The following is a 26,087-nucleotide window of genomic DNA, read 5'->3' as shown; positions in this document are numbered from 1 at the left end:
ACAACAGGCTTGCCGTTTCACTGACCGCAACAAATTACTCAACAGCAACGGACTCCTCACATTATTATCTCGAAACCAAGTCTTCCACATAAGGGGGCTTTAAAGGAATATCAAAAAAGCAGTTCAGTTAAGGTGAAAATCATGTTCTCACACTTAAAACTAAACTGCTTGTTACCTAACATTTCTTCCTATCTTCTAGTGTTCATAAATCATCTTCTTCGTCATACCCCCATCAACCACTAAGTTCTCTCCTGTTACGAAAGCATTTTCCTTATCACTTAAGTAAAAACAAGCTCTTGCGATATCTGTTGCATGTCCTACTCGTTTGGAAGGGTGTTGGGTGTGGTCGATATCTCTCAGTTCTTCATAAGCTTCTGTCTGGATCCAACCTGGACTAATAGAATTCACTCTTATTTGATACTCACTCAATGACATAGCTAGCGAATGGGTTAAGGCTAATATGCCACCTTTTGAAGCTGCATAAGCCTCTGAGTCCTGTTCAGACATGAGAGCTCTAGTGGAGGCCATATTCACAATGCGTCCATGGATTCCTTCATCTCTCCAACGCATAGCTATTTGCTGGGAACATAAGAATGTGCCTCTTAAATTCGTTTGAATGGTATTGTCCCACTCCCCAACAGTTAAATCAAAAATGTTTTCAAAACGGCTTACTCCTGCATTGTTTATCAATATGGAGGGGGTATCATGCTGTTCATCTATATAGTGGAAAAGGTTTTCGATTTCTTTGGGATCTCGCAGGTCACAATATATAAAATAAGCATGTTCGTGATGCTCACGAATTTCATTTTCGAGTTTTTCACCATTCCCTTTATCATTATCAATCATAAGAACAGTAGCACCTTCATCTGCATAAGCTTTAGCTAGGGACTTTCCAATACCATTACTAGCCCCTGTAATTAAGACAGAGTCACCTATAAATTTCATTTGACCATCTCCTCTTACTTCAATTCCTTACCATTTATACCTTATCTCTTTGTATCTTAAACACTAGAAATGAACGTTTGTAACAAGGGACTAGGGGAAAACATAAAGAAAAGATTGTTACGTTATATACATTGTGATATATTATTCTGAAAACTAATCGGAGGGATTTCAATGAGGAAGGTCAACTTAGTCGATATTTTCAAGCATCACATTACAAGAAAATACCTTCGTCGTTCAGGTGTTCATCATGCGGTAACTGCTGCTCAATATGCCTTTGAAATCGCTGTGGATAAAGGGGTTCATGTAGATCATGCAGCGAAGGCAGCATTGCTTCATGATATTGGCCACTATGAATGGTATAACAATGAAGGGGAATGGGATTACGATGAGTACCGTCAAAATGATATTCATGCGATAAAAGGTGCTGAGCGTGCTCATAAACTTCTCATTAGATTAGGAGAGGATCGTGTAGCAGCCAAGGAAATATCCGTTGCAATCCTTTTACACACTGATTCGTACTTGCCGTTTTCTTTAGAAGGAAAGCAAACACCTCTTCAAGAAGTGATCACACAAGCAGATAATAAGGATGAACAACCAAAAGGATTGCATCATTATAAACAAATGGAAGTTAGTGAAGCTATTCAAGAGTTACACAAACTTGATCAGCAAATAGATACGATTTTATCAAAAGAAACTGTTCCAAATAAATTTATTGGATAAATTTGATTAAAATGGTTTACATTTCATGGTAAGTTGCATATACTTTATTTGTGTTAAAAATAAAACGAAAGCGAGGTCGAACAAGATGAAAAACTTAAAGAATCAAACGAATCAACTGAATATGTATCATTCGACCTTGGCTCGTCGTGGAATTATGTCATAATTCATCAATAACCATTAAGAAGCTGCAGGTTGAATGGCCTGCGGATTTATATGTTTTATTTGTAATGCCGTAGGTGTGCCCTGCGGTTTTTTATATGTTTCATTAGTGCCGTAGCATCTTGTTACGGCTTTTTTGTGCGATAAAAGGGGCTACCCTTTTATATAAATAAAATAAATAAAAGGAGGAACTTCACATGACGATACAATTTTTTATTTTTACGATTACGTTTGCAAAGAAACACAAACAACACCAGACGAATCGTTCGCCGTTTTATGATGTCACCCCAGAAGAACAGCTTATGGATCGTAAAGCAAACTTTATTTCTGAATTCTAAAATAATGAAATGAAAGGAATGGATGAACAATGATTCGACTACAACAATTTATGGCATGGATTAATGCGGAGAAAGATACCGGTTAGTTACAAAGTAAATGGAAGGAGACATAACTCATGCAATTACAATTTTTATTGTTTACCATAACAATTGAAAGAAGATCAAAGCAAGATATTATGCGTTCTGAACGTCAGTATAAAGAAGCAACAGAACGTCTAATGATGCAGAAAAACAAATACTTTTATTACTAAGCTGGGTGTTATACCCAGCTTTTCTATTTAGAATGAATAAGGTAAATAGTTGGAGTTAAAACACCAAATTTGATACGTTTTGTAAAGGAAGTCTTTGTTGAGAGGAAGGTTCTGATGGTTGAAAAACGAAATCCAATTGCAGTTCAAGAAGCTGTGGAACGTGTGATGCAGTTTGCTGAAGAAGGTATTCAAGAAACAGTAAAACTTGAAGATAGTGATGGCCGGATCTTAGGGGAGGACATCGTCGCTACGCATGCTGTTCCACCCTTTAATAAATCACCGTATGATGGATTTGCTTTCCGTGCAGAGGATACTGCAACTGGGAGCCAGGAAAATCCAATTACGTTTAAGGTTACCGAACATATCTCAGCTGGAAAAGTAGCTACTCAACCTCTTCAAAAAGGAGAAGCTGTTCGAATTATGACAGGCGCCAAGCTTCCAGAAGAGGCAAATTGTGTAGCCATGTTTGAGATTTGCCAAACATTTGAAGACCAGGGTCAAGAATATATGTCGATCAAAAGAAGCATGAACCCAGGAGATAATGTAAACGTAAAAGGTTCTGAAACGGAAGAAGGAACCAAGCTTGTATATAAAGGCACATCAATCAATCCAGGAGTGAAAGCATTACTAGCTACATTTGGTTATGCTTATGTCACAGTAGCAAAGCGTCCAAAGGTAGGTTTATTTACAACAGGAACAGAGTTATTGCAAGTAGAAGATGACTTAGTTCCTGGGAAAATTCGTAATTCGAATGCTTCTATGGTTGCTTCTCAAATCATACGTGCTGGGGGAGAGGTTCAATTCTACGGTACGCTTCAAGATGATTTTGCAACGTCATTTGAAGCAATATCCAAAGCCCTTGAAGAAGTAGATCTAATGATAACAACAGGTGGTGTTTCTGTTGGGGATTATGACTTAATGCCTGATATCTATCAAGAATTAGGTGCAAATGTATTGTTTAATAAGGTAGCGATGAGACCTGGAAGCGTAACCACTGTAGCATCAAAAGGTGATAAATTATTATTCGGACTTTCAGGTAATCCTTCAGCTTGTTATGTAGGGTTTGAATTGTTTACACGTCCAATTCTTCGCTCATTAATGGGTTCTAAACAGCCTTACCCACCTAAGATCAAAGCTTATCTTGCAGCTGATTTTCCAAAAGCGAACCCATTTACTCGGTTCGTTCGCTCAAACCTTTATTATCAGGATGGGAATGTATACATTCAACCATCTGGCCTTGATAAGTCATCTGTTGTTACGTCGTTAGCAAGTGCGAACGCATTTATGATGCTTCCAGGAGGCACAAGAGGTTATGAAAAAGGTTATTTAATTGATGCTCTTCTTATTGAAGTAAATGAGGGGCAGGCCGACACTTGGACATTCTAGGGTTAGACTTGTAAAATGAATAGTAATAACGAACAACAAGAGGGAGGGAGCAAAAGATGGATACCACAGGTACTGCTATAACCGATCAATTTGAGCGTCCGTTAAAAGATCTACGAATTTCTGTTATTGATCAATGTAATTTCCGTTGTACATACTGTATGCCTGCAGAAATTTTTGGTGAAGGCTACCAATTTCTAAGCCAGGAAGAGCGGTTATCCTACGATGAAATTGTTCGTGTTGCTGAAGCATTTGCATCTTTAGGGGTTGAAAAAATACGTATTACAGGAGGAGAACCACTGCTACGGAAAAATTTAAGTGAATTAATAGAGCGGTTATATGCAATTGAAGGTATTCATGATATTGCCTTGACAACGAATGGCGTATTCCTCCCTAAACAGGCTGAAGCACTAAAAGCAGCTGGACTAGATCGAATTAACTTAAGCTTAGATGCAATAGATGATGAGGTATTTAAGTCTATTAATAGTCGAGGCGTTAAAACATCGCCCGTATTAAAGGGTGTCCAAGCTGCAGAAGATGCAGGATTGCAAGTGAAAGTAAATATGGTTGTTAAAAAAGGAATGAATGATGACCAAATTTTGCCTATGGCACGATATTTCCTTGCAACAGGGCATATCTTGCGTTTTATAGAATTTATGGATGTCGGTAATACGAATGGATGGAATATGGATTCTGTCATTTCTAAGCGTGAAATCATTGACCAAATACATGAACATATGCCACTCGAACCGATTAACCCGAATTATTATGGAGAAGTAGCATCTCGTTATCGTTATCAAGATGGTGAGGGAGAAGTTGGGATCATTTCTTCTGTAACAGACCACTTTTGTGACACATGTACGAGAGCACGTCTTTCAGCAGATGGTAAGCTTTATCATTGTTTATTTGCCTCAGGAGGTTATGATATCCGATCCCTATTACGAGATGGAACTTCTGATCATGGTTTGAAATTAGAAATCATGAAGCGCTGGACAAGGCGAGATGATCGTTATTCTGCAGATCGTGCTGAAGGAAAAACGCCAAAGGATAAGAAGATTGAGATGTCCTATATTGGAGGATAGAAAAGAAGTTCACTATATTAAAGATAAGAGAAGGAGCTATTATGAAAACATTTAAATTGATTAAACTAAATGTCGTTCATGAATTAGAAGAAGGTTTTGAAAAGAAAACAATACCTCTTATTGATGGATTAATTATCAATAAGGAAGATGAGCAAAATCAATGGCTGATTGAAGCCTATGTAGGTGCTCAACAATTGGATTATTTTAAAGGTCTTCAAGAAGATGGGGAAGAGTTTGTACTTGAAGCTAAGATTTCCAAATCATCTAATCAACCTGCTTATTTTTTAGTGAAACTTCTAACCTTAAATGAGATTGGTGAAGGTTTTAATGTCCTCTTTATGGGAACGATTTTAGATTATAAAAAAGAACAAGTAGAACAATTGTTACAAAACTTGATTGAGGAAGGGTATCAGGGTGACGAGCTATTAGAAAAGTTTAAACAACATGTGGAAGATTCTGAAACAAAAGTTTAAGGGAGAGATAGGATGGACATTCAATCTTATATTTCCAGAATTGGTCTTTCACAGCCTCCTGAGCCAACATTAAAAGGGTTGGAACAATTAATGAAAGCCCACCTTTATTCTGTTCCGTTTGAAAATATTGATGTGGTTACAGGTCGTTATATTGATCTTGACACGGATCAATTTTACGAAAAAATCGTTCAGCGTAAGCGAGGCGGCTTTTGTTATGAGTTAAATGGGTTGTTTAATTTGTTGCTTAACCAATTAGGGTATAACGTTGACCTGATTGCAGCAACGGTTAAACAAAAGGATGGTACATGGGCTTATCCAAATAGCCATGCCACAAATGTCGTATATCTGGATCGGCCGTATTTAGTTGATGTGGGTTTTGGTGACTCCTTTATAAAACCAATACCTATAAACGGAAAGAAACATCGAGATGCAAGTGGCCTTTATCGTATAAAAAAAGTAGAAAATGAACTTGATTTACAGAGGTATGAAGGATATTGGAGAACGCAGTTTAGATTTACACTGACTCCGTTTACATATGAACAATTTTATGAAGCGGCTCATTATACGCAAACATCTACAGAGTCTATGTTTACAAATGGTTTAATCGTTACGAAAAGGTTAATGGATGGCCGGGTTACCATTACTGATAAAGATATTACGGTTACAAAGAACCGTTCTAGAACAAGACGTTTGTTACATCATCAAGAAGAAATTTTGAATATGATCGAAAACTATACACATATACCTAAACGTGAATTACACAATATTAGCAACTCAAGTCATATGTTCAAAGAAGGGTAAGGTTAACAAAATAACCTTATCTTTTTTTAAATCTTCTTTAAAACATATAAAACATGTTAAGCTATTAGCAGACCGGTTGAACGAGACTGTTTCATTGCCTTTTGTCTTTCTTCCGGATCACATAAGCATCAATTGGTATTAGTATGTATCCTCGAGATGGAATTACACAAGATGAGCTGATACGACATGCGAATATGGCTATGTATGAAGCTAAGAATCAAGGGAAAAATCAATACCACTTCCATAATTAGCAAATGTCCCCTTCATAATTCGGGTAATGTACCGATATTAGCATTAATGATTGCTATAATTATGGAAGAAAGAATCGAATAAGCAGGAATTATAGCAATTAAAGGAGAAACTTAGTATGTGGGTAAGACAACGTAGTTTACGCTGGATGAATAACCTATCACCCGTTCAGCTTATCGTATTATTTTATGGGACAGCCGCAATAACGGCTTGTATTTTATTAGGTCTTCCTGTGGCTCATAAAGAGGGAGTATCCCTTTCACTTGTTGACTTAATCTTTACCGCTGTTAGTGCTGTTAGTGTAACAGGGCTTACAGTAGTACCAACAGCAGAGACCTTTAGTGTTACTGGAATATTTCTATTAGCGGCAGTACTTCAGTTTGGTGGCATTGGGATCATGACACTTGGAACGTTCATTTGGATTGTTTTAGGGAAGAAAATTGGTTTACGTGAGCGTAGATTAATCATGACAGACCAAAACCAAACACACTTCCAAGGTATGGTCCGCTTAATTAAGCAAATTTTATTTATGATCCTAGCTATTGAGTTAGTTGGATTTTTTATATTAGGAACATACTATTTACAATATTTCCCTACATGGCAAGAAGCTTATTTTCAAGGTTTCTTTGCTTCTATTAGTGCTACAACGAATGGTGGTTTTGATATTACAGGTCAATCCTTAATTCCTTTCCAAGATGATTATTTTGTGCAATTTGTCCATATTGTTTTAATCATATTAGGGGCTATTGGTTTTCCTGTATTAATTGAAGTAAGAGATTATTTGTTTTCTTCTGTTGAAGAAAGAAGGTTTATGAGATTTTCATTATTTACGAAGCTCACAACGGTTACGTTTTTAGTACTCGTTATAGTAGGAACATTAGTCATTGTTTTATTAGAATTTAATCATTATTTTGCTGGTCGATCATGGCATGAAATTATTTTTTATTCTTTATTTCAATCAGTCACTACTCGAAGTGCAGGGTTATCGACAATGGATGTGAGTCAGTTTACAGAACAGACTCAATTCATCATGTCTGCTCTTATGTTTATTGGTGCTTCTCCAAGTAGTGTTGGAGGAGGTATTCGAACTACCTCATTCGCATTAGTCATTATTTTCCTACTTACTTTTGCAAGAGGGAAACAACGCATTCATATATTTGGTCGGGAAGTACATGATGAAGATTTAATCAAAGCTGTAGTTGTATCCATTATGGCTGTAATTACTTGTTTTATAGGCGTAGTCATCCTTACAATCGTTGAGCCTTTTAAGCTGATCGAAATTATCTTTGAAGTTTCATCCGCATTCGGTACCACGGGGTTATCAATGGGAATTACGTCAGAACTAACCAGTATTAGTAAATTTGTTTTAGTTTCGCTAATGTTTATAGGACGTATAGGCATCCTATCCTTCTTATTTACATTTAAAAAAGACAAAAAAAGCGGAAGATATCATTATCCTACCGAGCGAATTATTATTGGTTAAAGACATACTCAGGGGTTATTAGGGGGAATACGGAATGTCGAATCCATCCAATCAGTTACAGCTACCTATACATGGATGGTTACTAGAGCAAGTGCAAGACGCTATCCTGTTTGTTGATGGAGAAGGTACGATCGTTGAAGCAAATCAATCTGCTTGGGATCTTTTAAGGACATCTGAAAATATGTCTGTAAATGTTAGAGATTATTTTGATTTTGATATCTTAATGAGCCAAGAGGAAACAAATACACTTTTAGAGGTGAAAGACGGCTCTAAACGGTATATTCATGTGAAATCCATGAAAATCAACCATGCTAAAGATCAAGACCTTTATTCTATAATTCTTCATTCCGTTTCCTTGAATGATAAGGTAAAGCAAGCTAAAGAACATATGAACAAACTCACACAAAGCAGCTTTGAAGGCATTGTCCTTCATGACAGAGGTAATATTATTGACTGTGATGAAACGTTTGCCCGAATGTTTGGTTACACGGTTGAAGAAATGGTTCATCGTAATGCGTTTGATTTTGTAGAATCTCGCAGTTCTTATAAACTTCAAAGTATGATGGATCAGTTCCCAGATAAACCATATGAACTTACGGGTATTAAGAAGGATGGAACAATAATACATGTTGAAATCATGGCACATCCATATCCATATCAAGATCGAGTTTTACGCGGAGCAATTGTAAGAGATATTACAGACCGTGTTGAACAGGAAAAGCAAATTGAGTTTATGGCTTATTATGATGAATTAACAGATCTTCCGAATCGCACTTACTTTATGAAAACACTTAAAGAGGCAATCCAACAGGCTGAACATAGTGGAGAACAGTTAGCTGTGCATTTTATGGACATCGACTACTTTAAGCAAATTAATGATACATTAGGGTATGTATTCGGTGATAAATTATTGTATGCGTTTGCAGAGCAATTAAAAATGCATCATGATGAACATAATTTTATAGCTCGCATGGGCGGAGACGAATTTCTAATTTTACAAAAAGGCATTCAATCAAAAACAGAGGCTGAACATTTGGCTCAAAAAATCATTAAATCCTTTGAATCTCCCTTACAAGTAGAAGGGTTAGAACTTTTTACATCCGTTTCAATTGGTATTAGTAATTACCCTGACGACGGCCGTGATTCGAACGACTTGGTTAAGCATGCGGATTCAGCTATGAACGTGATCAAGGCAAATAATCGAAACCATTACAAAGTGTTTGAATCATCGATTTCTAAGGATTTTAAGACGATTTTAACCATGGAAACTGAATTAAGAAAAGCACTGAAGGAAGACCAATTAGAACTTCATTATCAACCTCAGAAAAACATTGAAACCGGACAAATCGTTGGTCTTGAAGCTTTGCTTCGGTGGAAACATCCTGAGTGGGGATATGTGCCACCAGCAACATTTATTCCACTAGCGGAAAAAACTGGACTTATTTTTGAAATTGGGGAGTGGGTATTAAAGCAAGCTTGTCTTCAAAATAAAACTTGGCAGGCGCAAGGGTATCCCCCTTTTGTAGTGGGAGTTAATTTATCTGCTAAACAATTTTACCAGAAGGATTTAGTGGATAAAGTTGAGAATATATTAAAAGAATCTGGATTGAATGCGAATTATTTAGAACTTGAAATTACTGAATCTATGGCCATGAGTAATGAGGAAGATATTTTTCGAACATTAGAAGGTTTACGTGCTTTAGGTGTGCATGTCTCTATAGATGATTTTGGAACAGGGTATTCATCGCTAAAATATTTAAGTCAGTTCCCGATTAGTAAGCTTAAAATTGATCGAATTTTCATTCATGAGAATCGTAAACAAAATGAGGCTATTGTCAAATCTATTATTCATATGTCTCATTCCTTAAACATGAAAGTGATCGCAGAAGGTGTGGAAACTGAAGAACAACTTGAGTTCCTTAAGACGGAACAGTGTGATGAAATGCAAGGCTATTATTTTAGCAAGCCTCTTCCACCTCATCAATTAGATCGTTTTTTCCCAAAAATAGTTTAATAGGTTAATTTTAATAAAAAGTCCTTCTCAAATGAGAAGGACTTTTCCAATTCTAGTAATAAAAAGATGCTCCCACAATGATTAGAAGGATGAATAATACTACAATTAAAACGAATCCACCGCCATAGCCACCGCCGTAGCCACAGCCATAGCCACCGCCGAATCCGCCAAATCCATATCCATAAGGCATCCAAAATCACCTCCTGAAATCTTACACTAATACAATATGGAAATATGTCTGGCTATGTTTGGACGTGTGTCTACAAATTAATAAATTTATTTCATTTTATAAATGAGAGAATTAAAGCTTCAACTTCGATTTAAAAATGGAATATTTTAAAAATTCGAATGAAAGCATTATGAAAATAGTGTAAAATGATTGATAGAAGACTAGTCAAAAAGTCATGTATATAGATAAAGGACGTTTTATTATGATGGAAAAAATTGAATCATTTTTTGGGATTCATAAAGTTAAAACAAAGTTACTTTTTTGGTTTTTCTTGCTCCTTTTCCTCGTCACCATTTTGACGATTATCCCTTATTATTGGATGGAATCGCATGATCGAAAAAGCACAACTATGGAACAGCTTTCAGAGCAAGTTCATTTGGAGAAGGAACAGTTAGAGAATTGGCTTGAGGAACGTCAACAGGATGTTAAGCTTCTATCCTCCATGACAGCGACGCAAATGATTAGCAATCAGGACAACAGCTTATGGATATATCGAGATATCTTGTTTGGTAACCCTGCTTTTCATTCTATCTCTCAAACAAATGAAAACGGAGATGTTAAACTTCAAATCCGTAGAGAAGATCGAAAAGTCGTCTATGGATTCAATCAGGAAGGATCTGTTAAAAATGAAAAGTTCTTTAAAGAAGCAAATGAGAAAGACACGTATATAAGTTCCATTTTTGAGGAAGACCATCAAAAGTTTTTCATCATTTCCGCTCCCATTCGAGTGAAAGGGGATTTCGTTGGAGTATTATATGGAAAAGTAAAAGTTGATGTAATGACCTCCTTATTTAATGATGAGGATGGTTCTAATCATACATATATTGTTACAAAAGAAGGGTCCTTATTAGAACCTGACAATTTAGGGAGAACTAATATCCGTGATACATATTTATATGAGCAAGCGCTAGCACATAACCCGATTCAGCAATCCTATGAAGATCAACAAGAAGAAATGTATGCAAGTTACAGCTGGGTAAATGAAGAACGGTGGTTTATCGTATCAGAACGAAATAAAAGACAAGTGTTTAGTTCCCTTTATATCCAGTTATTTGTCTTCTGCATGGATGTATTAGCTGTTTACGCGATTGGCTTTGTCCTTTTTATTGGTATAGCACAACGGATTAATCACCCTTTGCATCTTCTGGCGGAAAAGGCTAGAGAAATTCGGCACGGGAAATGGAATCAAAACATTGATTTTACTGTTTTTAATCGTTCAGCATACGAGTTTCGAGAGTTGGCACAAAGCTTTCAATCAATGATTGTACAATTACAATACAATATGAAAATGATGCGCAGAACACAGAAACAATATAAAAATATTGTAGATCATATTACTGAAGTCGTTTATCAAATCGATCCAAAAGGGTACTGGGTTTTTCTTAATCCAGCATGGGAGAAAGTTTCAGGTTATACAGTCCAGGAGGCGATTGGAAAACATTTTATGTCATTCGTTCACAGAGAGGATCGCATGAAACTCTATCGCATGTTACGTGCCCTTATGAATGAAGAGTTAGATTATACAATGCACCAAGTACGATACAAGCAAAAAAATGGAGGAGAGCGTATTGTAGAGTTTTATTGTACAGCTGTATTTGATGATCAAGGAAATTTAGAAGGATATACTGGGGCTATACATGACATTACAGAGTGGGTGCATGCTGAACGAAATCTTCAAAAAGCGAATCAAAAATTAGAGGAGATGTCCTTTAAAGATAGTTTAACCAACATTCCAAATCGCAGATTGTTTGAAAAGTATATAGATAAATCATGGACGAATGCTTTAGAACAACAAACTTCCATTACTTTTATGATGATTGATATTGATTTCTTTAAGCCTTTTAATGACACATATGGGCATTTGCATGGGGATGATTGTTTAGCAGAAATTGCTTCCACCCTTCAGAATGAGGTAGAAAAACATGATGGATTTATTGCTCGGTATGGAGGAGAGGAATTTGCTATCATTTATGAAAACCTACACCTAAATGAGGCAGAAGAAAAAGCTGAAGCATTAAGAAACAGGGTCAAAAATGAAAAAATCCCCCATCGTGCTTCAGAGATTAGTGATTATGTAACGATTTCCATAGGAATGATTCACCGTGTCCCTGATGAAACTGAATCAATTACAGCGTTTGTACAAAGAGCAGATCAAGCGTTGTATGAAGCTAAAGAGAATGGAAAAGACCAAGTATATGTGCAACGTTTCTCCACTTGTTAAATTGACGAGTGAACCATTTTAACATACAATGGGATTAACGATATATTTAATGAATATCATTCAATCGACTCTACTTAAAAGGAGTATGTTTTATGAAGGTTGTTGTTCTTAACTAACCCGTAACCAAATACGGTCTCAAAAAAAGTTGTAAGCTTGCTTGATGTGCAAGTTTAGTTCGTTACGCACTTTTTTTGAGTAGTTAAGAACAATGAATCATAGCAAAACTCTTGGGTAGGTAGAAGAGGCTGTGACACTATTGTCGCAGTCTTTTTTTATTCTATAGCCAACTTTTGGATATCTGTAACAGATTGTCCTCTGGTCGGCTACCCCTAGCGATTGAATGATAAATCGTAAGTTTGCTGCAATGAGCTTTGTTCATTGCAGCTTTTTTTATTTTTAAAAGAGTATTTGAGGAGGAACCCACATTGAATAAACAAGCGTATAAAGCTTTAGAGTGTGACTTGATTTTACAGGAAGTAGCGCATTATGCCCTTACACATAAAGCGAATGAGACCATTCAACAACTCCAACCATCACTGAATAAAAAGCAGATTGAGCGATGGTTAGAGGAAGTGAGTGAAGCAGTGAACATATTAGAAATCAGTTCAAGTGTACCGGTTCATAGCTTAGATGATGTCACTCACATGTTAGAACAAGCTAAAAAAGGCATGTTTATCAGACCAGACCAATTTCAAAAGTTGCAGTCATTTTTAGATCATTGTTCTAAGTTAAAGCGTTTTATGAAGGACAAAAGATACGCTGGTCCAACAATTTCAACTTATGCTGAATCAATTGAAGATCTTAGTGATTTAGAAACAGAAATTCAGAGCTGTCTTCGTCATGGTAGAGTAGATGATTATGCGTCAAAAGAGTTAACGAAAATACGTAAACAAATGAAAAGTCATCAAACAAAACTGAAAGATAAGATCAACCACCTTGCCAAATCCAATAAACTCTCATCGTATATGCAGGAGCGTGTGGTGGCAGAAAAGAATGGGAGGTTTGTGGTCCCTATAAAAGCAAATTATCGGAATAAAGTAAAAGGAACAGTTATTGATTCATCCTCTTCTGGTGCAACCGTCTTTATAGAGCCTGAAGAGGTAACAAACATGCAGGAAGAACTAGAGATGTTACGCCTTGCTGAAGAAAAAGAGGTTGAACAAATCCTTTACTATTTAACCGGTTTTGTTTTAGAGAAAGAACAGGATTTAAATATTGCAGTTGAAACGATGCATCAGTACGATGTTATTTTTGCAAAAGCTCATTACAGTAAGAGTCTTCAAGGTACCCCAGCTGTTGTAAATGAAGACTATAAAATAAAACTAATGAATGCGAGACATCCGCTCTTAGGAAACGATGCAGTCCCTCTAAACGTTAGCTTAGATCCGAATCACTATGCTTTGGTAATCACAGGTCCTAATACAGGTGGAAAAACCGTCACTTTGAAAACCGTTGGATTGCTTACCTACATGACTCAAGTAGGATTGCATATCCCGGTAGATGAGGGGAGTACCCTACATCTGTTTCATCATATTTTTGTTGATATTGGTGATGGACAGAGCATTGCAGAAAACTTAAGTACGTTTAGCTCTAGACTTGTGAACATTATTGAAATTTTACAGGAAGCGAATGATCATAGTCTTGTTCTTTTAGATGAGTTAGGCTCTGGAACAGATCCTACTGAGGGTATGGGGTTAGCGACAGCTATACTGGATCAATTATATGGAAAAGGCGCGACCATTTTTGCCACAACTCATTACAATGAAATGAAGGATTTTGCTGAAGAAAGAGTAGGGTTTATGAATGGTTCAATGGAGTTTGATTTAGAAACCCTACGTCCAACCTATCGATTGTTATTAGGGACAACTGGTAAGAGTCAAGCGTTTCAAATTGCACTTAAATTAGGCATGCATCCAGAGATTATCGAGAAAGCTCATTCAATCTCTTATAAAGAGGAAAAGTCTTATGTTCCAGTTGATGGTGTAGATCATTCAGCACTAGCTAAACAAATAGCTACAAATCGTTATGCCCGTCAATCATCCGAAAAAGAGAGAGTGAAGCCTGAAGATCGCGTAACGAGGTATGATATGGGGGACAATGTAACGGTGCTTGCTACAGGAGATACAGGAATTGTGTATAAAGGTCCTGATTCAAAAGGAAATTATGTTGTACAAATAAAAGGAGAAAAACACACGATTAACCATAAACGTATCCAACTGCATATTCCAGCTAAAGAATTATATCCTGATGATTATGATTTTGATATTATTTTCAAATCTAAAGAATATCGTAAAGTTCGAAAGCAATTAGATCGTAAACATGTCGAGGATTTATGGCTTGAAGAAGAGTAAATGCGAAAGGACGAATAAGGTGTTATCAACCTTATTCGTCCTTTTAAAAGGTGCCTTTCAATGATTTACTTCCGGAGGAGCAGAAGAAAAACAAGTCTTTTACACCATCCTCATATTTAAGAAATGGAATCGCTTTCTCGCTTATTCAAAATAACTGCCATTTCGTATAACTGCATAACTCTCGTAAACCAGACTAAAAGATTCACCCTCCGCCATGCTTCTTCACAATAGCCTCGGCAACGTTCTTTCCACTTAATACAACCATTGGAGAACCTCCTCCAGGGTGGGTGCTTCCGCCGGCGAAGTAGAGGTTTTGAATGTCTTGTGAGCGGTTAAACGGACGCGCAAATGCATCCACTTTACGATTGGAAGCTGGACCATAAAGCGAACCTCGAAATGCGCCGAATTTGTCACGAATATCTTCAGGGGTCCATACTTGTTCATACTTTAATTTAGACTGAATATCAATCCCAAAAGATTTCAACCGATCATAAATCACCTGTTTATATTCTTCAGGATCCAAATCATCATCTTCACCAACAGAAGTAGGAGGAGCATTTACTAAAATGAAGCAATTATCTCCATTCGGCGAAACGTCAGGATCAACTTTAGAAGATGTGCATATGTAGATCGTTGGCTCTGTAGCATAATGACCACTTTCAATTTGCTTAAATTCTTTCTTATAGTTTCCTGAAAAGAATACATGGTGATGGTGAAGGTCAGGTATTCTCCCTTCTAATCCAGCTAGTATGACAAACCCTGAAATAGAGGGTTCAAATTCACGTACTTTCTGATTAGAAAAGTGAGGACGATGCTCTTCAGAGACCAGGTCGGGATAGGCTTTTAACAAATCTCCATTTATAATGACTTCATCAGCTTCGATTGTTTCTCCGTTCTCTAATACTACACCTTCTACTTGTTTTTGATGCACATGTAATTGTCTCACCTTAGCGTTTGCATATAACTCTACCCCTAAATCTTTTGCAGCATGAACGAAGCCTTTTGCAATGTTTGTATTGCCACCCTTCGTATAATAAACTCCATCAACCAGTTCCAGATAAGCAATCATGGCGAATGTTGCAGGAGCTACATAAGGGTTTGAACCAATATAGGTTGCATAACGATCGAGTGCTTGAATAATACGTGGGTTTTGAAAGTATTGTTCGTAAAAATCATGTAACGTCCTAGTTGGTTTTACTTTTCTCAATGCATTTCCTAATTGAGGTGACAGGTAATCTCTCCATGATTGAAATGTTCGGTGGAAGAAGTGTTGATTCGATAGGGAATATAACTTTTCTATATCCTTGATAAAGCTTTTATATTTCGCTGCTCCTTTAGGGTCGAGTTGTTTTAATTGGTTGGTCATATAAGATTCTGAAGATGATAGATCAAAGCTCAATCCATCACTAAAGGTATTACGTGTGTGATGTGTAAGTTTTTCGAAAGTGAAATAATGATTCGGATTTAAACCTGCTTTCTCCAAAACATTTTGGAATACATGAGGCAAGGTAATGGTATTTGGACCAAAATCAAAATGGTAACCTTCTTGATCAACGGCCAGCATCTTGCCCCCGAAGTGGCTGTTTTTTTCAAAAAGTTTCACATGATAACCTGATGAAGCTAATGTAATAGCGGCTGTTAAGCCACCTAAACCGCCACCTATAATAGCAACTGTCTTCATTGATACGACCGTCCTTTCCATTTATATGTTTTGCCTGAGATTGATGTATACATCGATCTCCATAAAACAAGAATTAATAAGATAGCAAACCACCAATCCTTTTAAAAATAGGATGCTTTTTTGATCGAAACCCCAGGCCCAAAATCTACTTTTTTTAGCAGGAATCATACAATTCTCCTTATCTCAAATCGTCCTTTAATTTGTTTGAAGTAGAATGAAAGCCAAGTAATAAGTAGAAAAATAAAAACACTCGAAAGATCCATAGACTCATGAATTGAACTCCTATTAGAATGACATGATTTCCTTTATTGTATTAAAAAAGGAACTACAATGTAGAGTGTAATGCTTTATGGATCGGCTACAGGCTAATTTAAGCTTAGTTATCGGGTATATGGACCCATAAACTTATGGTATAGTAACTATTATAAAAGCGTTTATTGAGGAGCGAAACTCATGTCAACTGACGAACATTATACACCTATGGTTTGGAAAGTAGTATCTCTTATCATTTTAATAGTAGGAATATTGATAGGGTTAATCCTATTTATATCGGATCAGCGGCTGATTGCGTTTTTATTTATGTTCATAGGCATTGTAGGTTTTTTACCTTTACTTGCGATCTCTCAGTTATTTGAGTGGCTGTTAAAGTACCGATCAGGTGCTGTACCAGAGCAAGCAGCATCTCACAAGTCTTCTGTTGAAAAGAATACCGAGCAAAAATGGACGCTAAGTCAAGCTGAAAGACAATTGATACTAGATTACTATGAGAATCAAGAACAATCCATTGACGATATTCTTGTATCACCTGTTCCCAATTATGTGGCTGTTATTGTAGACGGAAATCTTGATGTGGTCATGCTGAATGGCTCAGATGTTGTATTGCTGAACAAGATGGATGTTGAAGCTATACCAGAGCTCTCCAGATGGATCGAAGAGGATATTCTGCAATCTGAATCCTAGTGTAATAGATGGGTTACATATGTATGATGAAACATCCTCATAATTCTTTCTAGTGAGCATAAGATCAAAATAGTATCCTTCTATAGGCTGAAACGTGGGAGATGATGAATACATGAACGCTTCATATCTCGAAATAGGAGCATATAACGAAAAGCAGCCATTGATTGTCAATCTAACAGGCGTTTCGATCAAACTAAGTAATGATGTGTCTCTTCCTTTTGGAGAGTACCAACATGTGAATCAAGTTGAATTCAGTATAGAAGGGAAGTCTTTTTCTTTACAAAGTGGATTGAATATTTTCTTCAGAACTGGAGGGGCTGTAGAGCAGTATGTTATGAGTTTTGAAGAACAACCTCCCAAAGAGGAGGCGTTTCTTCATACTCTTCATTTAGATGTCTCAAAGCCATTAATCACCATTAAAGCACGTTATGGTGATGAAGTTACAAAACGTTTACCATACAAAGGAAAGAGCGAGCCCATTTTATTGTACGCCCCTATGGATCTGCCATTAGACTTTTATCATTTTAATGGCACGCTCTTTCAAAGCTTAGAAGGCTATGTTACAAAAGAACATTCACACATTATCTTTGTTCTTATAGAACATATTACAAAACCTTTATGGGGAATTGAACTGAACTATTAAACAAACCAAAGGCGGAGGCTCATTAATACGACTGCGGTAATCATAACCCATCGTACAAAGCCTTCTCCTTTTTTTATGGCAAATTTACTTGCAAAAATCGCACCTAGACTATTTCCAGCGGCCAAAGTTAAACCATATCCCCAATGAACCTGATCATTAAGAATAAAAATGAAAAGCGATGATCCAATGTAAATGGCCACAATAAAAACCTTCAAACTATTACTATGTACTAAATTAAGCCCTGTAAATAGTGTTAGCATGGTGACAATAACCAAACCGACACCAGCTTGTATAAACCCTCCATAAACACCAATGATAAAGAAAATGAAAAATAACAAGATACGCTTGGGCATTGTCATATTTATCGATTCATGGTGAAGCTTTTTTTGTGGTTTGAAGATCATGGTGATTAAAACAAGAACCATTACGATAGATAAAATGCGATTAAACCATAGGTCAGATAAATGAATGGCTAAATTGGATCCAATAATTGACCCGACCACAGCCGGTATGGCTAAAAATATACCAAGACGCCAATGAAAGATTCCACTATTACGAAATGAAGCAATAGCTGTTATGTTTTGGACGATGATAGCTACGCGGTTCGTTCCGTTAGCTAATGCTGAAGGAAGTCCCATTAATATTAATGTTGGTAATGTTAGTAATGAGCCACCACCTGCAAGAACGTTTATAAACCCTGCGCCTATCCCTACAACAAAAATAAGTAAAGCATCTAATACAGTCATATCAAAAACCCTTTCTTCTCAATCACAAAAAATTGCAATACTCGTAAACTATATCAAACGTGAGAAGAAGAGGCGATTGTTCTGATTAAAAAAGTCGTAGTGGTTTTTTATACCACTACGACTTTTAAAGATTATGCGTATTGTTCATTTTTTTGTTCCCTTTTAGGAAGTTGCTTTTTTAATAAAGGGAGAATCCAACGATCCAAACCGAATTTTGCAGCGTTATAACCAGCAACCAACAAGATGATTCCGATGATCACCATTTGAGGGTTTGTGCTCACAGTGCCACTAAACAAGAATGCGAAGTTCATTGTAAGTCCCATCAGAGTTGCAAAAGTTGTAAAAACCCCTAGTATAAGTGCAATGCCTACTAATATCTCTCCCCACATTACAAGGAAGCTGAATAATTCACTATTTGGAAGAGCAACGTTTTCTAAAAAGGTAGCCCACCAGCCTTGAACAGCAGGGTGTTCTCCTGTTGCTTTGCCTATGGCTCCTTTTAAATAGCCACTCGCGTTAAATCCATCACCTGTCAGCTTTCCCCACCCAGCCGTAAACCACGTATAACCAAGGTAAACGCGTAGGAAAGTTAAAATAATCCCCACAACCTGATTGTTTCTTAAGAATGTGTTAAACATAGTTCCCACTCCTTTAAATGCTCAATGTTATTTAGGTGAATAGGGAGGATCAAGATCTGTAAGCCGGCATCTAAGAAGTTGTTCCTCCTTTACAATTTCATTATATATCGTTCGCTAAAAAGATTGTTGGAATTGTGAAGTTGTTCACAAACCGTTTGAAAACCTATGTAAATTTAGTGACAAGTGATAGACAATATTGCACAAAAAAACTTGAGCTGGGTTGTTCCAGCTCAAGTTTTTTTAAGCAGCTTCATCTTCTTGTGTTTCATTATCTGAAGAATTATTTTCTTGTTCTTCATCAGGATTCTCAGTTTCGTGTGGGGTAGAAGAGATGAGCTCACGTTTTCCGGATAGAATTTTCAACTGATCATTTTCATAACCAATTGTGTACGTACATTCATACCGTTCTGTTACTTTGGATTGATCAGAATTTCGAATGACATTATCCGTTGTTAAGGAGATATGAACCCGGTTATTTTCATCAAGAGATAGCTTCACATTGCTAAATGTAATATCAATGGTGTGAACGTATTTTGCACGGAAGTCTTGATAGGTTTGTTTCGATTGCCACTCACTCCCAAGAAGGGCATAAGCATTAATATAATCTCGCATTAATAAACTTTCATTAAAATAACCATATAAATAGCGAGCGTCTTCTTTAAGTTGTTTAGGATCGATTTGAGTAGTAGCACTTGTTTGACCATCATAATTTAATTCTTGATTTTCAGCTTGGGCTGACCATAATTCAATCTGATCCATGACACTACTTAGGGGAATACTAAATCCAATACCAGCTTTTTCAGTGCCGGCTGAATTAATGGCGATCACTTTACCTGATGGCTTATGAATGAGTGGGCCACCGCTATTTCCGTGTGTAATCGGCGCAGTGATCTGATATACATTCTCATATTTAAATTCATCAATTGCAAAGTCACGCTCAGTTCCTGAAATAATGCCGGTGGTTACAGTATTCTGAAGACCTAAAGGACTTCCAACTGCAATGATCTCATCTGTAACCTCAGCTACATTCTCTCCAATTTTCATTGGCGTTCTATTGGCAAGTTGAGGAACGCGAATAACGGCTATATCTGTTTCCTTACCGATTCCGATCAGTGCTGCAGGGTATGTTCGGGCATTGGCTGTTTTCACATAAATTGATTCTGAATCTTTTACAACATGGGCATTGGTAATAATGTCGCCTTTTTCATTGTATAGAAACCCAGAACCGATACTGTTACCCCATTCAGCTTTGGCTTCAATCTGTACTACATTTTTTTCAGCTTCATGAATAAGTGATTTTAAATCCACTTCTCTAGGTTCATTATCGCTTTTTACTTCTTCAGCAATTGAACTGCTAGCTTGAATAGGTTTTTGATAAATCTTTGCTGTCATCCAATATCCTGCTCCGCCAACAACTGCTAGTAGAAGAATAGTTAGAATGATTGGACCTACTATATGTTTTTTTCTCATACACTCACTCCATACTGGTCTAGTCTAAGAACCAGGTTGGTTTAATTTCTTCTTTTTTGATTTCTAGTTTTTCGTTTACATCATAATGGGTAAATTCAAATTTCCCAATTTCATCTGGGTAAAGGGTATCAGGATATGTGTACACATCATTCTCTAAAACCATTTCTCCGTCTTTGTTATATAATTTGTACTTAATCGAAACAGAACTAATGGGTACTGTTGCAACACTTTTAATTTTTCCTTTAACGACAAGGTCCCCATACTCATCAAGTTTTGTTTCTACACTTACGATTTCTACTGCATCTTTTTTGTTTATTTCACGCTCTTTTTCTGCAGCTTCCATTGCCTGTTCTATTCGATCTTTCTGTGCTTCTTCAAATGCGGCTTTTTCTTTTTCGATAGTGATTTTCATACTTTGTAGTTTTTCACTATCAGGTGCGTAGCGCAGGCCTTCTTCAACAATAGAGCGAGCTTTGGTATATTGCTTTTGCTTAAGCTCTTCATTTGCTGTTGAAAAAGCATGAGAAACGATTCGTTTACGAATTTGGTTTGCAATGGCTTTAGCTTCTTCATGTTGAATGGCTTCTGCACGCCATAACAACGTTTTTTGCTCATCAATGGATGGTTGTTTTTTCATTAAAAACTGTAAATGAGATAATTTCGTTTGATTACGAGCGTTAGTAATGTCATTCACTAACTGTTCTACAGCATCCCCATTATAGTTCTTGAGTCGCTTTTCAGCCTTGTCTATAAATTCTAATGCTTTTTGAAAATTTTCCTCTTCATTCATGCTCTTGGCTTCATTTAAGTCACGTTTGACTAATGTAGCAACTTTTAAAAATTGTTTGTTTTGTATCGCTGCAGGGAATTGGTAACTAAGGTCTAAGGCATCATTAAAGTAATCTTGTGCCTCATCATAATTTCCTTTAAGTGCTAATGCTTCTCCTTGGTTAAACTTTTCTTTCGCTTGAGTTGTTTTTTCTTCAAAGAGAGCATACATACTTCCTAAAGCAATAATTGAAAGAATAAACACACTTATAGGGAGGATCCACCAGCGGTTAAATCCTTTAGATTGATATCCTTGTGATCGTTCTTTTAGGTCTGTTGGTAGGAACTTACCACAATGAACGCAAAAGCTTTCGTCTTCATTGGTTTTTGTCCCACAATAAGGGCAATGTGCCATATGTTTCACCTTCTTTCAGCGTATCTCGATAGCTACTAGTATTTTATCATAGAAAGAAGTGTAGAAGTACCCATTTATTGTTAATGGAGGAAGGATCATTAAGATTTTTTTAATTCATTAATTTTTGTATTAAAAAACTAAATATTTTTGTTCTATTTTTGATAAAATAAATATGAAAGTACATAGTAGGGGGTGCTGCAACATGTATACAGCAGTCATGGGAACAATATGTATCATAATCTTACTTGTGAATATTGGATATTGTATATTTGATCGTGGGTAAATATTAGAAAATCCTACCATTCTAAAATGGTAGGATTTTTATATGCCTTTAATCTAATGAACTTCTGGCTTTAAGGTATTGAAAGAACACTTGAGCAGCATGTGCACGGTCAATGTTTTGTTTTGGCTTAAACTCATCATGATCTTGGTTAGTGGACATAATATCTAGATAATGTACGATGGATACATAACCCTTGGCTTCATCTGTTGAAATATCTTTAAAAGGATGTTTGAACATGTCTGAATGACCCGCAAGCTCATCATATTCAAGTGCGTGAACAATTAACTTTGCCAATTCAAGTCGTGTTACAAGTTCATCTGGTTTAAATGATTCATCTTCTTTATCTAAATATCCTTCACGAATGGCTTCCTCTACAAAGGAGAAGTATTGACTATTTGCACCAACATCTTTAAAGCTTGCTTCCTCAGCTGAATATTTGTCAGCCATGTTTTGATAATAAACGGGGTCTGGGTTGTTTGCTAGCATAAGCATTTTAACCATTTCACCTCTCGTGATAGGCTCATTAGGGTGAACATTCCCTTCAGCATCTACAGGAATAGCTCCATATGAAATCATGAGCTTTAAAGCATTTTCTTGTGGAAGACCTTCGATATCTTTTGCTTCTTGATTTACCTTGACAACTTCTCCATCTGAGTTTGAGTGCCACTCTCCCGTCTTAGCGTTTAAATAAACGGATTGGTCAAAAATATTTAAGTTATTTAAATAGTAAACTTTCCGGTAAGCTTCTTGCTTATTGTTTTGTTTTTCATCGTTGTTTTCTTGCAACTGTTTCCATCCTAGTTGAATATCAAATCGTTCTAAGAATCGTTGAAATGCTTCTTCTTTCGAAATGACATTTTCAGGTGAAGGGAACGATACATTGGATTCCCAATCTTGGTAGAAACGGACCAACTCACCATTCACTGCAGAAAGGGTTACTCGAATGGAATTGCTTACGACAGGGATATCTTTTTCCTGTCTCTGAAAGATAAAGGAGTATTGCTTACGTTCTTTAACATCTTCGTTAATTTCATTTTCATTTGGATTTGATTGAAGATATACCTTATGTGCTTTACTTGGTGCAAACTTTTTAACATAATCAATAGCTTTCTTTTGAGCATCTTCATAAGTTAGGTTTACTTTCTTTGAGTCAAGGTCTTCATATAAAGAACGATCATTGAGGTTATAGGAATAAATTTCTCCTGTTGTAGCGTTAATTCTTACATGAATTCGTTTTTTCTCATATTCCTTACCATCTTGATTCGGATCGATGTAGGTAAATTCCCAGCTAGTGGGTTGGTGTTCATTTTGATGGTATTCTACATTATCAAGTGACATATTTTCAGGGATATTCACTAATTTTTGCGTAAGATCTTTCGCTTCTGGTTCCTTCATAATACTTTTGATCATTCTGATTGGTTCTAGAGGTTGATCAGTGATCGATTCTCGTTGGACTTTCTCTTCTTGGTTTGCTATGTCACCTTTTCGATTTAACCATTCACCTGATGTAGCATCAAGGTATGGATATGCCTCGTTTAAGTCATACTCTAAAACCATTTCATTCGATTCATCACTAGAAGGTCGATAATAACGGTTTAACGTATTGTATTGCATGCTTACAGGAAGTTTTTCCTCAAATTTCTTCAATGCATCTTCACTTGTAACCTCGACATTTTGTTCTTCAATATCAATATTTGGATTCCATCTACTACTAAACGAAACTAACTCATTGTTACCATTTACTCGGACTCGGATGTAGTTGTCCTGAAGAGGTGCACCATCAACAATGCGGTTGTATTGGTATGTATAAGTTACTCTGTCGCTCAGTGATGGTTTTGTTGGTTGATTTGATTTATCAAATTTCACTTGCTTAACGATGTCTTGAAAGTATTTCAAAACGGTTGTGTGCGCTTTCGTTTGCCCTTCCTTCCAATTCACCTTTGGTGGGTAGGAAAAGGATTGATCTTCTATTGGTACTCTGTTATATCGAGTTTCCATGATATTCCCATTCACTGCATCTATCGTGATGTTATATCGTGTTGAAGTATTTCCTTCTTCCGTTTTTTCTTCATAACTAATATTCCACACAGGTGTTTCTGTTCTGAACCATTTTTGATCATAGCGATAATTCGGGCTTTTAAATGTCACATTAAAGAAGTTTTCTGCAACCTTAAGTGCTTGTTGTTTAGGAACTTGACGTTTAACAGCTTCGTTTTGTTGTTCTACTTTCGAGTTTGATTCTTCAGCGTGAATTAAATTTGCTTCCATTGGGCTAAGGCTAGAAAAACTGATTCCTGCCGCTAGAAGAACAATTGCTTGCTTCTTCATATAATTTCCTCCCTTTCCATTTCTATATAGTTTGTCGTTTGAAGTGAGAAAACGTTACAGATTTTTTGCACATTAAAAAGCATAAAATTTTAGCAACGGAGCAATTCGACGTAGTGAAAATTTTGAAAGTATGAAGTATAAGCGCAACTAAGCCTCTGTCTGCGCCTTAAAAGGCTTGCCACTCGGCAAGTTTTCTTTAAAAAAGAGCGACACCTCCTTACCAAGTTCTATTGATTATATAAGTGAAAGGAGGTGAGGTACTCATGGCATTAGCTACTATGACAGATTCAAGATTACAACTGATTTTTGAAGATGGTTTAGATGAAGAGGGGAAACCCCTTTTCTCCAACAAGAACTTTAACAATGTGAAAACATCTTCTACAACGGATCAGCTGTACGCAGTGACGATGGCTTTGGTTCCTTTACAGCAACTACAGCTGTCTGGAATTGAGCGTGATGACACAAGTGTTGTTACATCCGGTACTTCAGTTTAATTTGATGGAACATTTATAGAAAGGAGGGAGACACATGGCGAAAAAGCTAGAGTTGAAATTTTACAATACAGATAATCGAACGGTTACGATTTCATTGGATCAACCTGTTGAACCAGCAGATCCAGTAGCCATTAACCAAGCAATGGATGAAATTATTACCCAAAATTGTTTTGGTTCAAGTGGTGGGGATTTAGTTGCCAAGAAAGAAGCTCGCATTGTAGAACGTAATGTATTTGGAATTGACCTATAATCATGGAAGGGAGGAAAGGGAGCAGGGGAAACTGCTCCCTTTTTATACATTATATATGAGGAAAGGAGAGAGGAGTTGATGGAGAGTTGGATGACATGGCTTCCAGAGGTTGGCTTCCCAGTTGTAGTAACTTTTTATTTGCTACATCGAATGGAAGGCAAGTTGGATATGTTGATATCAAGTATCCATAAAATTGCCGATCAAATGAAACCTTCTTGAGTTTAATGGAAGAGAATTTTTAGAGTGAGTAGTTCATTTTTGAGGTGCAATTGTTCGTTGTACTTCTTAATTGAGCTGCTTTTTCTATTATTGTAAGAAATATAAGGGAGAGTATTGTTCAACTATTTGGCAGGATTGTAGAAGACTTGAAACTGAGAGGAGTCCGTTGCTGTAAAGTAATTTGTTGCGGTCAGTGAAACGGCAAGCCTGTTGTGGAAGAAAAGCCGAGCCTACTCGTGCCTGCGGGGTCTCGTCTTCCCTTTGTTACCACGACAGTTTGCCGTTTCCTTCCCTCCACGCGATTATGGAGATTAACGGACCATAATTTGGACTTTCCCATCTCATATGGATTAGAATTCTTATTCATAGAATTTGCTCCGACCCTCGTCATGATAGGATTATACTACCTGGAATCAGAACATCCTCTCCAGAACTACGGCGGTTCCGTTAGTCTCCATTCGGCTAAGGTGGGCTGTGGAACGGGTTGACTCCA

The 26,087-nt window shown here is 36.8% G+C and carries 25 protein-coding genes; 17 read left to right on the top strand and 8 right to left on the bottom strand.

Translation table 11 applies throughout. The features are described 5' to 3' along the window. Nucleotides 1-195: 195 nt before the first annotated feature. Nucleotides 196-945 (bottom strand): SDR family NAD(P)-dependent oxidoreductase, encoded by a 750-nt coding sequence (locus H514_RS0112640; protein ID WP_027447289.1) that lies wholly within the window; start codon nt 943-945, stop codon nt 196-198. Between the two features lie 171 nt (nt 946-1,116). Here H514_RS0112640 and H514_RS0112635 point away from each other — a divergent pair, with 171 nt between their 5' ends. The 10 genes from H514_RS0112635 to H514_RS23020 all read left to right on the top strand — a co-directional run bounded on the left by H514_RS0112635 (nt 1,117) and on the right by H514_RS23020 (nt 9,898). Beyond that, nucleotides 1,117-1,665, top strand: a complete 549-nt coding sequence (locus H514_RS0112635; RefSeq protein WP_027447288.1) for an HD domain-containing protein — start codon at nt 1,117-1,119, stop codon at nt 1,663-1,665. A 356-nt stretch (nt 1,666-2,021) separates the two neighbouring features. Then, nucleotides 2,022-2,162 (top strand): hypothetical protein, encoded by a 141-nt coding sequence (locus H514_RS24695; RefSeq protein WP_154657377.1) that lies wholly within the window; start codon nt 2,022-2,024, stop codon nt 2,160-2,162. A 116-nt stretch (nt 2,163-2,278) separates the two neighbouring features. Next, entirely contained in the window at nt 2,279-2,413 is a 135-nt protein-coding gene (locus tag H514_RS25300) for a hypothetical protein (protein WP_267879773.1), read from the top strand. Nucleotides 2,414-2,527: 114 nt separating this feature from the next. After that, nucleotides 2,528-3,799, top strand: a complete 1,272-nt coding sequence (locus tag H514_RS0112620; RefSeq protein WP_027447287.1) for a molybdopterin molybdotransferase MoeA — start codon at nt 2,528-2,530, stop codon at nt 3,797-3,799. 56 nt (nt 3,800-3,855) lie between these two features. After that, nucleotides 3,856-4,878, top strand: coding sequence for a GTP 3',8-cyclase MoaA (gene moaA, locus H514_RS0112615; protein WP_027447286.1), 1,023 nt, complete (start codon nt 3,856-3,858; stop codon nt 4,876-4,878). A 41-nt stretch (nt 4,879-4,919) separates the two neighbouring features. Next, nucleotides 4,920-5,351, top strand: a complete 432-nt coding sequence (locus tag H514_RS0112610; protein WP_027447285.1) for a YwpF family protein — start codon at nt 4,920-4,922, stop codon at nt 5,349-5,351. Between the two features lie 12 nt (nt 5,352-5,363). Beyond that, nucleotides 5,364-6,152: an arylamine N-acetyltransferase family protein gene (locus H514_RS23025; RefSeq protein WP_051255138.1), complete on the top strand. Its 789-nt coding sequence runs from the start codon at nt 5,364-5,366 to the stop codon at nt 6,150-6,152. Between the two features lie 131 nt (nt 6,153-6,283). Beyond that, nucleotides 6,284-6,403, top strand: coding sequence for a diguanylate cyclase domain-containing protein (locus H514_RS24380; RefSeq protein ID WP_407946849.1), 120 nt, complete (start codon nt 6,284-6,286; stop codon nt 6,401-6,403). 116 nt (nt 6,404-6,519) lie between these two features. Next, a complete protein-coding gene (locus H514_RS0112600; RefSeq protein ID WP_027447284.1) occupies nt 6,520-7,884 on the top strand; it encodes a TrkH family potassium uptake protein in 1,365 nt (454 codons plus the stop codon). Between the two features lie 34 nt (nt 7,885-7,918). After that, nucleotides 7,919-9,898 carry a sensor domain-containing protein gene (locus H514_RS23020; protein ID WP_051255137.1) on the top strand — a complete coding sequence of 660 codons (1,980 nt, stop codon included), beginning with the start codon at nt 7,919-7,921 and terminating at the stop codon, nt 9,896-9,898. Nucleotides 9,899-9,950: 52 nt separating this feature from the next. On the opposite strand, the gene H514_RS24375 is transcribed toward H514_RS23020, so the two are convergent. Then, nucleotides 9,951-10,088: a YjcZ family sporulation protein gene (locus H514_RS24375; protein WP_081673017.1), complete on the bottom strand. Its 138-nt coding sequence runs from the start codon at nt 10,086-10,088 to the stop codon at nt 9,951-9,953. Nucleotides 10,089-10,329: 241 nt separating this feature from the next. Between H514_RS24375 and H514_RS23995 the strand changes: the two genes are divergently transcribed. Both H514_RS23995 and H514_RS0112580 read left to right on the top strand, forming a co-directional pair. Continuing rightward, the gene (locus tag H514_RS23995) at nt 10,330-12,348 is read left to right on the top strand and encodes a sensor domain-containing diguanylate cyclase (RefSeq protein ID WP_051255136.1); all 2,019 of its coding nucleotides are present in this window, start codon (nt 10,330-10,332) and stop codon (nt 12,346-12,348) included. Nucleotides 12,349-12,773: 425 nt separating this feature from the next. After that, nucleotides 12,774-14,699: an endonuclease MutS2 gene (locus H514_RS0112580; RefSeq protein ID WP_027447283.1), complete on the top strand. Its 1,926-nt coding sequence runs from the start codon at nt 12,774-12,776 to the stop codon at nt 14,697-14,699. Between the two features lie 202 nt (nt 14,700-14,901). Here the strand turns inward: H514_RS0112580 and H514_RS0112575 are convergent, their stop codons facing one another. Beyond that, complete coding sequence (locus H514_RS0112575) at nt 14,902-16,380, bottom strand: phytoene desaturase family protein (protein WP_036842974.1); 1,479 nt, start codon at nt 16,378-16,380, stop codon at nt 14,902-14,904. Between the two features lie 453 nt (nt 16,381-16,833). Here H514_RS0112575 and H514_RS0112565 point away from each other — a divergent pair, with 453 nt between their 5' ends. Next, nucleotides 16,834-17,340, top strand: coding sequence for a hypothetical protein (locus H514_RS0112565; protein WP_027447281.1), 507 nt, complete (start codon nt 16,834-16,836; stop codon nt 17,338-17,340). Nucleotides 17,341-17,452: 112 nt separating this feature from the next. Then, a complete protein-coding gene (locus H514_RS0112560) occupies nt 17,453-17,983 on the top strand; it encodes a hypothetical protein (protein ID WP_027447280.1) in 531 nt (176 codons plus the stop codon). On the opposite strand, the gene H514_RS0112555 is transcribed toward H514_RS0112560, so the two are convergent. From H514_RS0112555 to H514_RS0112535, 5 genes are all read right to left on the bottom strand, one after another. After that, a complete protein-coding gene (locus H514_RS0112555; protein WP_027447279.1) occupies nt 17,980-18,729 on the bottom strand; it encodes a sulfite exporter TauE/SafE family protein in 750 nt (249 codons plus the stop codon). The genes H514_RS0112560 and H514_RS0112555 overlap by 4 nt on opposite strands. Nucleotides 18,730-18,860: 131 nt before the next feature. Then, nucleotides 18,861-19,367: a TQO small subunit DoxD gene (locus H514_RS0112550; RefSeq protein WP_027447278.1), complete on the bottom strand. Its 507-nt coding sequence runs from the start codon at nt 19,365-19,367 to the stop codon at nt 18,861-18,863. A 240-nt stretch (nt 19,368-19,607) separates the two neighbouring features. Continuing rightward, complete coding sequence (locus H514_RS23010) at nt 19,608-20,837, bottom strand: S1C family serine protease (RefSeq protein ID WP_081673015.1); 1,230 nt, start codon at nt 20,835-20,837, stop codon at nt 19,608-19,610. Between the two features lie 19 nt (nt 20,838-20,856). Next, nucleotides 20,857-22,020 carry an FxLYD domain-containing protein gene (locus tag H514_RS0112540; RefSeq protein WP_027447277.1) on the bottom strand — a complete coding sequence of 388 codons (1,164 nt, stop codon included), beginning with the start codon at nt 22,018-22,020 and terminating at the stop codon, nt 20,857-20,859. Between the two features lie 331 nt (nt 22,021-22,351). Beyond that, a complete protein-coding gene (locus tag H514_RS0112535; protein ID WP_027447276.1) occupies nt 22,352-24,631 on the bottom strand; it encodes an S-layer homology domain-containing protein in 2,280 nt (759 codons plus the stop codon). A gap of 263 nt (nt 24,632-24,894) precedes the next feature. On the opposite strand from H514_RS0112535, the gene H514_RS0112530 reads away from it, so the two are divergent. The 3 genes from H514_RS0112530 (at nt 24,895) to H514_RS24370 (ending at nt 25,594) form a co-directional block, all read left to right on the top strand. Further along, nucleotides 24,895-25,125, top strand: a complete 231-nt coding sequence (locus H514_RS0112530; RefSeq protein WP_027447275.1) for a DUF1659 domain-containing protein — start codon at nt 24,895-24,897, stop codon at nt 25,123-25,125. A 34-nt stretch (nt 25,126-25,159) separates the two neighbouring features. Then, nucleotides 25,160-25,375 carry a DUF2922 domain-containing protein gene (locus H514_RS0112525; RefSeq protein WP_027447274.1) on the top strand — a complete coding sequence of 72 codons (216 nt, stop codon included), beginning with the start codon at nt 25,160-25,162 and terminating at the stop codon, nt 25,373-25,375. A 78-nt stretch (nt 25,376-25,453) separates the two neighbouring features. Further along, a complete protein-coding gene (locus H514_RS24370; protein WP_081673014.1) occupies nt 25,454-25,594 on the top strand; it encodes a YvrJ family protein in 141 nt (46 codons plus the stop codon). The last annotated feature ends 493 nt before the right edge of the window (nt 25,595-26,087 follow it).

Source organism: Pontibacillus marinus BH030004 = DSM 16465, from assembly GCF_000425225.1.
In the GTDB taxonomy this organism is placed as follows: Bacteria; Bacillota; Bacilli; order Bacillales; family BH030062; genus Pontibacillus; species Pontibacillus marinus.
Note: the sequence above shows the minus strand (reverse complement) of the source record. Positions and strands in the feature narration are given on the sequence as shown.